The 12,729-nt window shown below is 72.2% G+C and carries 11 protein-coding genes; 7 read left to right on the forward strand and 4 right to left on the reverse strand.

Annotated elements, in window-relative coordinates:
• Positions 1 to 28: 28 nt before the first annotated feature.
• The 6 genes from ACPYO4_RS14175 to ACPYO4_RS14200 all read left to right on the forward strand — a co-directional run bounded on the left by ACPYO4_RS14175 (position 29) and on the right by ACPYO4_RS14200 (position 7,466).
• On the forward strand, positions 29 to 1,171 hold the full coding sequence (locus ACPYO4_RS14175) for an ROK family protein (protein WP_425709900.1): 1,143 nt from the start codon (positions 29 to 31) through the stop codon (positions 1,169 to 1,171).
• A gap of 219 nt (positions 1,172 to 1,390) precedes the next feature.
• Complete coding sequence (locus ACPYO4_RS14180; RefSeq protein ID WP_425709901.1) at positions 1,391 to 2,479, forward strand: substrate-binding domain-containing protein; 1,089 nt, start codon at positions 1,391 to 1,393, stop codon at positions 2,477 to 2,479.
• 168 nt (positions 2,480 to 2,647) lie between these two features.
• On the forward strand, positions 2,648 to 4,174 hold the full coding sequence (locus ACPYO4_RS14185) for a sugar ABC transporter ATP-binding protein (protein WP_425709902.1): 1,527 nt from the start codon (positions 2,648 to 2,650) through the stop codon (positions 4,172 to 4,174).
• Complete coding sequence (locus ACPYO4_RS14190; RefSeq protein WP_425709903.1) at positions 4,171 to 5,187, forward strand: ABC transporter permease; 1,017 nt, start codon at positions 4,171 to 4,173, stop codon at positions 5,185 to 5,187. Before ACPYO4_RS14185 ends, ACPYO4_RS14190 begins: the two co-directional genes overlap by 4 nt.
• Complete coding sequence (locus ACPYO4_RS14195) at positions 5,184 to 6,179, forward strand: ABC transporter permease (RefSeq protein ID WP_425709904.1); 996 nt, start codon at positions 5,184 to 5,186, stop codon at positions 6,177 to 6,179. The genes ACPYO4_RS14190 and ACPYO4_RS14195 overlap by 4 nt, the downstream gene beginning before the upstream one ends.
• 33 nt (positions 6,180 to 6,212) lie before the next feature.
• Positions 6,213 to 7,466, forward strand: a complete 1,254-nt coding sequence (locus ACPYO4_RS14200; RefSeq protein ID WP_425709905.1) for a Gfo/Idh/MocA family protein — start codon at positions 6,213 to 6,215, stop codon at positions 7,464 to 7,466.
• A 296-nt stretch (positions 7,467 to 7,762) separates the two neighbouring features.
• On the opposite strand, the gene mgtE is transcribed toward ACPYO4_RS14200, so the two are convergent.
• The 4 genes from mgtE to ACPYO4_RS14220 all read right to left on the reverse strand — a co-directional run bounded on the left by mgtE (position 7,763) and on the right by ACPYO4_RS14220 (position 11,831).
• Positions 7,763 to 9,106 carry a magnesium transporter gene (gene mgtE / locus ACPYO4_RS14205; RefSeq protein WP_425709906.1) on the reverse strand — a complete coding sequence of 448 codons (1,344 nt, stop codon included), beginning with the start codon at positions 9,104 to 9,106 and terminating at the stop codon, positions 7,763 to 7,765.
• A gap of 183 nt (positions 9,107 to 9,289) precedes the next feature.
• The gene (locus ACPYO4_RS14210; protein ID WP_425709907.1) at positions 9,290 to 10,330 is read right to left on the reverse strand and encodes a YeiH family protein; all 1,041 of its coding nucleotides are present in this window, start codon (positions 10,328 to 10,330) and stop codon (positions 9,290 to 9,292) included.
• Between the two features lie 35 nt (positions 10,331 to 10,365).
• Complete coding sequence (locus ACPYO4_RS14215) at positions 10,366 to 10,899, reverse strand: sugar O-acetyltransferase (protein WP_425709912.1); 534 nt, start codon at positions 10,897 to 10,899, stop codon at positions 10,366 to 10,368.
• A gap of 128 nt (positions 10,900 to 11,027) precedes the next feature.
• Positions 11,028 to 11,831 carry a DUF4386 domain-containing protein gene (locus ACPYO4_RS14220; protein ID WP_425709908.1) on the reverse strand — a complete coding sequence of 268 codons (804 nt, stop codon included), beginning with the start codon at positions 11,829 to 11,831 and terminating at the stop codon, positions 11,028 to 11,030.
• A gap of 95 nt (positions 11,832 to 11,926) precedes the next feature.
• Here ACPYO4_RS14220 and ACPYO4_RS14225 point away from each other — a divergent pair, with 95 nt between their 5' ends.
• Positions 11,927 to 12,592, forward strand: coding sequence for a TetR/AcrR family transcriptional regulator C-terminal domain-containing protein (locus ACPYO4_RS14225; protein ID WP_425709909.1), 666 nt, complete (start codon positions 11,927 to 11,929; stop codon positions 12,590 to 12,592).
• Positions 12,593 to 12,729 lie beyond the last annotated feature (137 nt).

Consider the following 12,729-nt stretch of genomic DNA (forward strand, 5'->3'; position numbering starts at 1 on the left):
GGGTGCGACGAGGGACGAGGGAGGCGACGTGCCGGAGGAGACGCCGCCTGGCCGACGTGTGGTCGAGTGCATCCGGGCGATGGGTCCGATCTCCCGGGTCGACGTCGCCCGCGAGACGGGCCTCGCCCCCGCCACGGTCAACCGGTGGGTCGCGCGGATGATGCGCTCGGGCCTCGTCCGGGACGTCGGTGCGGACCTGGGGACCGGCGGACGCCCCTCGGTGCTCGTCGAGCTCGACGAGCGCCACGGGGTCGTCCTCGCCGTCGACGTCGCCGACCGGCACCTCGACCTCGCCCAGCTCGACCTCAACGGAGCGGCGGTGAGCACCGAGCGCATCCCGACGTCGGGGGCGACCGGGGACCAGCGGCTCGACGAGGTCCTGGGGCACATCCTGGCCGCCGTGCAGGCGGAGGACTCCCCGCCCGTGCTCGCCATCGGCGTCTCGGTCCCCGGCCCGGTGGACAAGCGGGGCACCGTGCTCTTCGCCCCCTCCCTCGACTGGCACGAGGTCCCGCTCGGACGCCTCCTGGTGGAGGCCACCGGACTCAGCGTCGTCGTCGAGAACGACGCCAACCTCATCGCGCTCGCCGAGTACTCCCGCGGACCGTGGGAGAACGTGCAGACACTGGTGACGATCGCCGTGTTCGACGGCGTCGGCATGGGCATCGTCGAGGGCGGCAGGGTGTGGCGCGGTGCCACCGGTGCTGCCGGCCAGGTCGGACGGATGCTCTTCACGCCGGACGCGCTGGGCACCACGTTCGAGGGCTTCGGCGACCTCGAGCTGCACCTGGGGCGGGTCGGCATCGTCGCCCGCGGTGCCCGCCGAGGGCTCGTCCCCGTCGGCGACCCGCGCGACGCCGACGTCGTCCTCGAGCTCGCCGCCGCCGGCGAGCCCCGTGCGCGGGCGCTCCTGGGCGAGCTGCTCGACGACTACGCGTTCGCGCTGGTCAACATCTGCGCCCTGCTCGAGCCCGACGTCGTCGTCATGTCGGGACTGTTCGACCGCTGGGGCGACCTGGTGATCCCGCTCATCGCCTCGCGCATGGCCGGCCAGGTCATCACCATGCCGCGGCTCGAGCGGCCCTCCATCGGTCCATCCGGGGCGATGACGGGGGCCGGGCTGCGGGCGTTCGAGGAACGCGGCGGCCTCGGCTCGCTCATCGAGCCCTGACGGCACCTCCTGTGCGGAGCGCCCTCCACAGGGCCCGTCCCGGCCGACCGGCACGCCCGCCGGGGCGGCCTGGCTGTGTCCCACGGCACGGCGCGCCGACACGCGACACTCCGTGTGATCCAATGCGCTTGACGCCGGCGAACCGCCGGAGGTAGTTTCGCGGCACGACTTCAAATCACCCCGAAAATAAGTCGGCCACCGGTTCAAGGAGGAACTGTCATGCGCAAGCGCACAGGAGCTACGGCAGCAGCAGGACTGTCGTTCGCGTTGCTCGTCGCGGCCTGCGGGTCGGGCGACGACGGCGGCGACGGTGGCGGCGGCGGTGAGGGGGAGGCCCAGGAGGGTCCCTTCACCATCGGCGTCAGCAACGCGTTCGTCGGCAGCGAGTACCGCACCCAGATGATCGAGGTCATCGAGGAGACGTTCGCCGAGTACGAGGAGCAGGGCGTCGTCGACGAGCTCGTCATGGAGAACGCGGACGCGGACGTCAACGGCCAGATCCAGCAGATCCGCAACCTCATCAACCAGGACGTCGACGTCATCATCGTCGACCCGAACTCCGCCACGGCCCTCGACGCCGTGTTCCAGGAGGCCATCGGCCAGGACATCGCCGTGTTCGCGATCGACCAGGCCGTGGAGTCCGAGGACGTCATCAACGTCGGCATCTCCCAGGAGGACCTCGGTCGAGCCAGCGCCGAGTGGTTCGCCGCCGAGGTCGGCGAGGGCGCCAGCATCGTCACCGTCGAGGGCGCGTCCGGCAACCCGGCGACCGACGCCCGCTGGGCCGGTGCCGAGCCGGTCTTCGAGGAGGCCGGCATCGAGGTCGTCGCCCGCGGCGACGGCGGCTGGGACCAGTCCGTGGGCCAGACCACGGCGACGGACCTCATCTCGACGAACCCCGACATCGACGGCATCTGGACCTACGACGGCATGGCCCAGGGTGTGCTGCGCGCCGTCCAGGCGGCCGACGCCGTGGAGGACCTCGTCATCGGTGGTGAGGCGCGGGTCGGCTTCATGTCGATGTGGAGCACCATGCTCGAGGAGGGCACGGACTTCTCCAGCATCGGTGTCATCAACCCCCCGGGGACCGGCGCCGCGGCGATGCACATCGCCATCCGGATGCTCCAGGGCGAGGAGCTCGACGAGTCGCAGCTGGAGAACGGCAACACCGTCGTCCTCGAGCTCGCCGACCCCGTGACGAACGAGAACTTCGAGGAGCAGTGGGCCGAGGTCTCCGACCAGCCCGACACCTACGTCCTCGACTCGGTCCTCACCGCCGAGGACGTCGACCAGTACTTCGCCGGCTGAACGCGGGCGGCGCCACCGCCAGGTGGCGCCGCCCCTCCCGCTCGCCCGGGTCCCGCTCGCCGCACCACGCGACGCGGCGGGGCCGGGCGAGCCTCACACCATGTCCGGGGACACGTCCCGGCCCGACCCACTACCGCCCCACGACACTCGCCCCAAGGAGGTGCCCTCGTGACCACCCTCGCGATCGACCAGGTCGACAAGCGATACGGCGGCGTCCAGGCGCTCAAGGATGCGTCGCTCGAGCTCCGCGCCGGCGAGGTGCACGGGCTGCTCGGGCCGAACGGCTCCGGGAAGTCGACGCTCAACAAGGTGATGTCCGGCGCCGTCAAGCCCGACCGCGCCCGGATCCGCGTCGACGGCACCGAGATCTCGATCGACCGGCCGCTCGACGCCCAGCGCCACGGCATCGCGTCGGTCTACCAGCACCTCTCCATCGTTCCCCACCTCACCGTGGCGGAGAATCTCGTCCTCGGCACCGAGGCCACCCGGGCGGGCTTCCTCGCCCCCGGGCGGCAGCGGAAGCGCATCGACGAGGTGCTCGAGCGGCTCGCGCCCGGGCTCGGGCCGAGGGTGCGCCCCGACACCCGCGCCGGCCGCCTCGGTCCCGGGCAGAGCCAGATCCTCGAGCTCGGCAAGGCCTGGCTGCGGGACCCGCGCTTCCTCGTCCTCGACGAGGCCACCGCCTCCCTGCACCGCGACCAGGTCGAGCTCCTGTTCTCCGTGGTCCGGGAGCTGACCGCGGACGGCGTCGGCGTCGTCTTCGTGTCCCACCGGATGGAGGAGGTGCTCGCGCTGTGCCAGCGCGCGACCATCCTGCGCAACGGGCTCAACGTCGCGACCGTGGAGGTCGCCGAGACCACCGACAAGGAGATCGTCCGCCTCATGGTCGGTGACGATCTCGCCGCCCGGGTCGGTGCGGCGACGGAGACCAACCGACGACCGGACCAGGACCCCGTCATCGCGACGACCGACCTCGTCGCCGACGGGGTCGACAGGGTGACGCTCCAGGTGCGCCCCGGAGAGGTCCTCGGCCTCGGTGGTCTGCAGGGCCAGGGCCAGTCCGAGCTCCTGCTCTCGCTGTTCGGCGCGAACCCGGCCGGCGCCGGCGAGATCTCCGTCGGTGGCCGTCCGCGGCGCCTCGGTCGCCCCCGCACCGCGATCCGCGCCGGCATCGCTCTGGTCCCCGGCGACCGCGGCAAGGAGGGGCTCTACGACAAGCGCTCGATCCAGGAGAACATCTCCACCGTCTCGCTGCGGGCCCGTAGCCTCCTCGGCGCCATCTCCATGCGTAAGGAGCGCACGGTCGCCCGCGAGCAGGTCAAGGCGATGAGCATCAAGATCGGCTCGCTCGACGACCCGGTGAGCAGCCTGTCCGGCGGCAACCAGCAGAAGGTCGTCATCGGGAAGTGGCTCCCGGCCAACCCCCGCATCGTCCTGCTCGACGACCCGACCAAGGGCGTCGACGTCGGGGCGAAGGCCGAGATCTACACGATCATCCGCGCGCTGACCGCCGACGGGGTCGCGGTCGTCCTCAACTCGAGCGACGACACCGAGCTCGAGGAGCTCGCCGACCGCGTGCTCGTCCTGTTCGAGGGCGGGGTCGTCAGCGAGCTCGAGGGCGACGAGATCACCCACTCCGCGCTCGTGGCGAGCGCGCTGCGGGTCGACGACGAGGAGGAGGCCATGCCCTCATGACGCAGACCACCGAGAGCTCGACCTCGAGCTCCACCACCCGCACGGTCGGCGACATTCTGCGCGACGGCAGCTGGCAGCGGCGCCTGAACTTCTCCCTGTCGGGCTGGGTGACGCTCGGCCTCCTGGTCGGGGTGATCGCGCTCAACGCGTCGCTCCAGCCCACGTTCTTCACCGAGTACTCGATCACGAGCAACTTCGCCACCTTCGCCCCGCTCGTGCTCGTCGCGGTCGGACAGGCGATCGTCGTCATCGGCGGCGGCCTGGACCTCTCGGTCGGCTCGAACCTCGCGGTCTCCAGCGTCGTCTCCCTGCGCGTCATGGACGGCGACGACAGCAGGATCCTGCTCGGCATGGCGGCGGGCGTCGCCACCGGTGCGCTCTGCGGGCTGCTCAACGGCGTCGTCATCGCGGTCGTCCGGCTCCAGCCGCTCATCGCCACGTACGCGACCGGGTCGGTGTTCGCCGGAGCCGCCCTCGTGGTGCTCCCGTCCCCGGGCGGCAGCGTCCCCGGTGACATGGTGAGCACCTACCGCGACACGGTCGCCGGCCTGCCCGTCGCGGCCCTCATCGTGCTCGCCTGCATGGGCGTGTGGCTCGCGCTGGACCGCACGAGGCTCCTGCGGCACATCCGGGCCGTGGGCGGCAACGAGCAGTCGGCGTACACGTCCCTGGTCCCGGTGGTCAGGTCCCGCGCCTGGACCTACACCCTCGCCGGCGCGTTCGTCGGTGCCGCCTCGCTGACCATCCTGGCCAACTCGGGATCGGGCGACCCGTTCATCGGTGAGGCCTTCGTGCTCGACTCGATCGCCGCCGTCGTCCTCGGGGGCATCGCGCTGTCCGGCGGTCGCGGGACCGCGATCGGCGCCGTGGCCGGGGCCATCATCCTCACGATCATCGACAACGTGCTCGGGCCGCTTGGCGTCCCGACCTTCTGGCGGCCCCTGACGAGCGGTCTGGTCATCATCGCCGCCTTCGCGCTGTCGGTCCTCACCAACCGGAGGGAGTCCGCATGAGCACGTCGACGGACCTGACCTCGGACGGCGACCTGCGGGCGAGGCTCGCGACGGTCGTCCGTCAGCCGATCGTCATCGCCGCTCTCGCCGCGGTCGCCATCCTCGTCGTCGGGCAGATCGTCTCGCCGGGCTTCGCCGGCTACGGGCAGATCGTCTCCATGCTCCGCGTGGCGAGCTTCCTGGGAATCATGGCGATCGGCCAGACCATCGTCATCCTGTCCGGCAACACCGGCATCGACCTGTCCATCGGCGCGGTCGCCACGTTCGGCGCGATCGTCGGGGCGCGGGTGATGGACGGGGACAACTCCAACCTCTTCCTCGGCATCCTCATCCCGGTCCTCCTCGGTGCGGGCCTCGGGGCGATCAACGGGCTGGGCATCGTGTTCCTGCGCCTGCCACCGTTCGTCATGACGCTCGGCATGATGGGCGTCGCGGGCGGGCTCTCGCTGGCCTACACCCAGGGCGTGGCGGCCGGCCGCAGCGCCCCGTTCCTCACGAGCCTCGTCAACACGCGCTGGTTCCTCGGCGTGCCCGGCGTCGTCTACGTGTGGATCGCGCTCATCGTCATCGTCACGCTCCTCCTGCGGCGGACGTCCTACGGCTGGAACCTCTATGCGGTGGGGACGAACCGGCGTGCCGCACGGCTCTCGGGCCTGCCGGTCGGCCGGACCGTCGTCGGTGCCTACGCCGCCTCCGGCGCGTTCGCGGTCGTCGGCGGGCTCATGCTCCTCGGCTACAACGAGTCCGTGCTGCTCAACCTCGCGGACAGCTACACGCTGACCACGGTGGCCGCCGTCATCATCGGTGGCACGCTCGCCGCCGGCGGCGTGGGCGGCTACGCGGGAACCGCCATCGGTGCGGTGGTCCTGCAGTTCCTCGACAGCTTCCTCAGGACGGTGGCCATCCCGCAGTCCTGGCGGACCATCATCACGGGCCTCGTCCTGCTCTCCATCCTCGCTCTGTTCGGACGCCAACGCCGGCTCCGTTCCTGATCCACGTACACGACCTCACAAGGGAGACCCACCATGTCCCAGCGCACCACCCTCGGCGTCGGAATCGTCGGGGCGGGATTCATCGGCAACTTCCACGTCGACTCCTGGCAGGGAGTCCGTGACGCCGACATCGTCGCCGTCACCTCGCGCACGCGATCCTCCGCGCAGGCCCTCGCCGACAAGGCGGAGGCCACCGGGGTCGGTTCCGACGTCGCGGTGCATGACGACGTGGCCGCGCTCGTGCGCGACCCCCGGGTCGACGCGGTGTGGGTGCTCACGCCGAACTTCACCCGGCTCGAGGTCGTCCGTGCCATCACCGAGGAGGTGACCTCGGGGCGGGCCGAGCTCAAGGCCATCGCCATCGAGAAGCCGCTCGGCCGCACGATCGAGGAGGCGGTGCAGGTCCTCGAGCTCGTCGAGGGCGCGAACCTGCTGCACGGCTACCTCGAGAACCAGGTCTTCTCGCCGAGCATCACCCGGGCCCACGAGCTGCTCTGGTCGCGCGGCGCCTCGGTGGCCGGCACCCCCTACCTCGCGCGCGCCGCAGAGGAGCACTCCGGCCCCCACAACACGTGGTTCTGGAACGGCGCCGACGAGGGCGGCGGCGTCCTCAACGACATGATGTGCCACTCGGTCGAGTCGGGCCGTTTCCTGCTCACGCCCCCGGGCAAGGACTCCGCCGAGTGGCTGACCCCGGTGTCCGTCACCGCGACGATCGCCTCGCTCAAGTGGGGCCGCCCGGGCTACGCCAAGCAGCTCTCCGAGACGTACCCGGGGGTCGTGGACTACACCAAGAGCCCCAGCGAGGACTACGCGCACGCCGTCTTCGAGTTCGTCAACGGCGACGGCGAGCCGGTGGTCGTCGAGGCCACGACCTCGTGGAGCTACGTCGGCGCCGGGCTGCGCCTGTCGTTCGAGCTGCTCGGCCCGGAGTACTCGATGAAGTCCGACACCCTGTCGACCGAGTCGCAGATCTTCCTCTCCCGCGCGCTGATCCAGGCCGAGGGGGAGGACATGGTCGAGAAGCAGAACGCCGAGCAGGGCCTCATGCCCATCGTCTCCGACGAGTCGATGACCTATGGGTACACCGGTGAGAACGCCACGTTCGCGTCGGACTTCCTCGCCGGCCGTCAGCCGGTGGAGAACCTGCGCACCGGGCTCGACGTGGTCCGCCTCCTCATGGCGGCCTACCACTCGGCCGAGACCGGGCAGAAGGTGGAGTTCCCGTTCGAGCTGACGGACTACGTGCCCGCCGTCGCGCGCGGGGAGTGGAACCCCCGCGCCTGACCCGAGCCCGGGAGGGCCTCATCGCCCCCTCCCGACCGCGGCCAGGTGCCCGGACGGTCCGTTCCCGTCCAGAGCCTCGCCGCACGAACGCGACGCCCCGGCGGATTTCCGCCATTGTCCGCCGGGGCGTCGTCCCATGCCCGGCCGCGCGGACGCGCGGGCCGCCCGGACGCGCGGGCGGTCCGGACGCGCGTCCGGCCCGGACGCGCGAATGCTCGGGCCCTCGCGATGACCCCACGGCCCTCGCGAGGACGCCCGGGGCCGCGCGACGACGCGACGCCGCCGGCGGTGCCTGCTCACAGCCCCAGCACGGAGATCGCCACGGTGAAGTACAGGAGCAGGCCGCTGGCGTCGCAGAACGTGGAGATGAACGGGGTCGAGAAGACCGCCGGGTCGACGCGGCACACGCGGGCGACGAGCGGGACGACGCCCCCGACCGTCGCGGCGACGGGGCAGTTGAGCAGCAGGGTGAGGCCGAGGACCGTGCCGATCCCGGCGCCGTAGATCAGCGAGCCCACCCCGAGGGCGACCGCGCCGAGTAGCAGTCCGAGCAGCAGGCCCGTGCGCACCTCCTTCGCGGCCACGCGCAGGATGTCCCGCGGCCCCACGTCGCCGACCGCGAGCGCGCGGGTGACCGTGGTGGCGGCCTGGGAGCCCGTGTTGCCCCCGATACCGGTGAGCAGCGGGATGAACAGGGCGAGGGCCACCTGCTGCTCGAGCGTGGCCTCGAACATCTCCAGCACCTGCACCGTGAGCACCGCGGAGATCGCGAGCACGAGGAGCCACACGATCCGGGAGCGCGTGATCGTCCGCACCGGCGTGAGCAGGTAGCTCCGGCGCAGCGGCTCCCGGGCACCGGCCCGGGCGTGGTCCTCGGCCGCGGCCGAGCGGTCGATGAGAGCGGCGTCGGCGATCTCCAGCATGCCGACGAGGCGCTGCTCGCTGTCGAGGACCGGCAGGAGGACCTCGCCACGGTCGAGCACGCCGCGCGCCACCCGCTCCGCGTCGTCGTCTGTGCTCGCGAAGCGTGGCGTGGTGTCCATGACGGCGTCGACCGCCTCGTCGGCCGGCCGCCGCAGCAGCGCCAGCGGGTCGACGACGCCGCGCAGCACCCGCTCCGAGGAGAGCACGGGGATCGTGGCGACGGCGCCGACGTCGAGGTCGGCGGACCGCAGCCGCTCGAGGACGGCGCCGACCGTCTCGCCCTCCTGCGCGCGCAGCACCACCGGCGACATGTGCCGTCCCACCGAGCCCGGGTCGTACCCGAGCAGCAGCATCGCCGCGCCGACGCGGTCGTCGTGGACCGCGGCGAGGATCCGCCTGGCGACCCGCGCCGGGAGCTCGTCGAGCAGCCGCGCGAGATCGTCCGGGTCGAGCGACGTGAACACCTCGGCCGTCGACGCCTCTCCGAGCTCGCCGACGAGCTCGGCCTGAACGCCCGTGCTCAGGCGGTCGAAGACCGTGACGGCCGTGTCCTTGGCGAGCAGCCGGAACACCACGGCCGCCTCGCGGCCCGGGAGCGAGTCGACGAGCTCGGTGGCGTCGTGCGTGGGAAGTGGGCTCACCTCCTCGGCGAGGGACGTCAGCTCCCGGGAGCGGATGAGCCGGCGGACGCGGTCGAGATCGACGGGACGAGGCACCAGCTCCACCCTCCCGACCGCCGAGGTCGACGCGCGCGGGGTCTCCCGCGGGCCGCGGACGAGCCTACCGCCGGGCCTGCCGGGGCCGGCCGACGCCCGCCCGGGCCCGCCGGGCTCCTCCACGTCCGAGGTCACACCAGCGCCGGCCCTCGGTCCTGGGACCCCGGTCGCCCGCGAGAGCCGTCAGAACGCGCCGGTCACCCGCATGATCGCGAGGCTGGACACCGCGACGACGACCCACAGCAGGCCACCGAACGCGAGCGGGCGCCAGCCCGCCCGGCGGAACGCCTGGATGTCCGTCTGCAGTCCGATCGCCGCGAGCGCCATGGTGATGAGGAACGTGGCGACGTGGCCCGCGTACGGCTGCACGGACTCCGGGACCGCACCGATCGTCGTGAGCGCGGCCATGAGGAGGAACCCGACGAGGAACCACGGGACGAGCCCGACGACGCTGCGCACGGTCAGGCGCTGGACCTCGACGCCGGCGCGTCCGGCGGCACGTCGTTCCCGGACCTGCTCCCGGACGGCGAGCGTGACGGAGACGGGGATGATCATCAGCGTGCGGGCGAGCTTGACGACGACCGCGTACCCGGTCGCGGCCGCGCCGAAGACGCTCGCTGCCGCGACGACGGAGGACGTGTCGTTGACCGCCGTGCCCGCGAAGAGCCCGAACGCGTCGTCGGACATGCCCAGAGCTCGACCCAGTGGCGGGAAGAGCAGGACGGCGGCCACGTTGAACAGGAAGATGGTCGACACGGCGTAGGCGATGCTCGCGCCCTTGGCCCGGATGACCGGGGCCGTCGCGGCGATCGCCGACGCGCCGCAGATGCCGGTGCCGACCGTGATGAGCGTGCGCAGCTCGCCGTCGACCCCGAGGAGCCGGCCGAGCGGGACGGCGGCGAGGAAGCAGGCCGCGAGCGTCCCGAGCATGACGGGCAGGGTGTCCACGCCCACCTCCCACACGCGCCCGAGGGACATGCCCACACCCAGGAGCACGACGGCGAGCTGCAGGACGCGCTTGGCCGAGAAGCTCAGGCCCGGGGCGAGCACGGGACCGGGGCGCCGCACCTGGCCGAGGACGACGCCGATGACGACGCCCGCGACCGCGGAGCCGAGCACCGGCACAGCGCGCCCGACGAGCGTGGCGACGACGGCGATCGCCACCGCGACGGCGAGGCCCGGGAGGCGGTCCCGGACGCCTGGGCCCGTGGGGAGTGTGGACATGGTGAGCAGCATGCGCCCGTTTCGGGGCGCGCCGGTCAGATCCGGCGGGTGACCCGGGCAGGGTTGCCGACGGCGACGACGTCGGAGGGGAGGTCCTTGGTGACGACCGCGCCCGCGCCGACGACCGTGTTGTCTCCGATCGTCACGCCCGGGCACACGATGACGCCGCCGCCGAGCCACACGTTGTCACCGATCGTCACGGGTCGTGCCGCCTCGAGCTTCGCCCGGCGCGGCCGGGGGTCGATCGGGTGGGTGGGCGTCAGCAGCTGGACCCCGGGGCCGATCTGGCAGTCGGCCCCGATCGTCACCGCGGCGACGTCGAGGGCCACGAGGTTGTAGTTGATGAACGTGCCGGGGCCGACGGAGATGTTCGTGCCGTAGTCGACGTACAGCGGCGGGCGCACCTCGACGCCGTCCCCGACGTGCCCGAGCAGCCGGCGCAGAAGATCGGGCGCGGTCCCGTCCGCCGCGAGGTGGGCGCGCAGGTAGGCGTCCTGGAGCGTACGGGCCTGCTCCTGGAGCTGGTCGAGCTCGGGGTCGTCGGCGATGTAGAGGTCGCCCGCGAGCATCCGCTGACGGCTCGTGCGATCGTCTCCGGCGAGCACCTCGGCGGCGACGTCGGAGGAGCTCTGCGCCGTCGTGTCCCGTTCCGCGTCGTCCCGTGCCGGGTCCTGGTGGGGTGTCGTGTCGGGAGTGGTCACGGCGTCGAGGGTACGTCGGAGCGTCGAGTGGACGCGCGTCGTTCCTCCGGCTCGACGTCGGTGCCCGCGTGCCCGTGACGAGTGCGCCCGCCGCGCAGGTCGCGCAGCCCGCGCAGCCCGCGCACGACGAGCCAGACGATGAGGGCGACCTCCCCGACGAAGGAGACGGTGCTGACCTCGAAGGCGTCCGGCGGGCCCGCCTGTGCGACGACGGCGTCGACGACGTAACCCACGCCCGCGACGACGACGAGCGCGCCCAACCAGCGCGGCGCCCCGGCGAGGCGCCAGAGCAGGACACCGACCGCCACGAGGGAGAGCCCGAACACGCCGAGGGCGGCTTCCCAGGTCCGGTCGAACCGGCCGGCGTCGGCGGTGACAGCGAGCTGGACCGCGGCGATGCCGAGCGCGATCCCGTACCCGAGACGCAGGGCGGCGGCCGTACGGGAGAGCGTGCGACCGGCGGGAGCGAGCACGGGCAGGAGCGCGAGTGCGACGACGACGTCCAGGACGGCGACGGCGAGCATGATCGCACCCGCGGTGGTGGTGCGGCCGTCCGGCAGCGCCACGAACGCGGCGAGCGGCGCGAGCACGGCCATCGCGGTGAGTGCCGCGGCGGCGGTGAGAGCCGCCCGCGCCGTGCGTGCGGCCGTGGCGGCCGTTGCGGTGCGTGTGGTGGGCGCCGTGGGCGTGGTCGGTGCCGTGCGCGCGGGAGCGACGGCGTGGTCGGGTGCGTGGGAGAGCGACGGCTCGATCGAGACGAGGGGCTCGAACGCCGGCGGAGGCGGGGTGCGCGAGGGCATGTGTACTTAGTACACTAGTCGGAGGTCGGCGACAAGAGGCACGTGCGCGGCGTGGTGTGCACAGGATGAAGGGATGCGTGGTGAAGGAGGGTGAGATGAGCGAACGGCGGTCCGAGGGGCGCCCCCGGGCGCGCCTGACTCGGGAGCGTGTGGTGAGTGCCGGCGTCTCGCTGGCGGATCGCGACGGGCTGGCAGCGCTGACCATGCGATCGCTCGCCGACGACCTCCGGGTGCGACCGATGGCCCTCTACCGGCACGTGGCGAACAAGGAGGAGCTGCTCGACTCGCTCGTGGACTCGGTCTTCGACGAGGTCGTGCTCATGGACCCGGATGGCGCGTGGCGCGCGGAGCTGACGGAACGGTGTCGCTCGCTGCGGGCCGCGCTGGGGCGGCACCCGTGGGCGCTTGCGCTCATGGAGACGCGCAGCAGTCCGGGGCCCGCCACGCTCGAGCACCACGAGAACGTGCTTGAGACGCTGCGCTCAGTGGGCTTCTCGGTGGTGGCGACGGCGCACGCCTATGCGGTGGTGGACGCTTTCGTCTACGGCTTCGCCCTGCAGGAGGCCGAGCTCGCAGCGGCTGGCCTGGGGGAGGCGGAGCAGACGCTCGCCGGCATTCCGCTCGAACGGGTTCCTCGGATGGCGGAGCTCGCTCGGGAGCACGTTCTGCAGCCGGGGTACGACTTCGGGGACTCGTTCGACGTCGGGCTCGCGATCGTCCTCGACGGGCTCGAGAGGCTGCGGTCCGGCGAGCTTCCGTGACGCGGTGCGTGCGGGTGGTGGTTGTCGTGGGCACGGTTTTTCCCCAGGTCAGGGTGGGTGGTGGATGTGGCGTAGTTGTCCACAGATTCGGGCATTTCGCTTGTCCTCGAATATGTGTTCGAGTAGAATTGGGGTAG

This window comes from Georgenia sp. Z1491 (assembly GCF_049856175.1).
In the GTDB taxonomy this organism is placed as follows: domain Bacteria; phylum Actinomycetota; class Actinomycetes; order Actinomycetales; family Actinomycetaceae; genus JB111.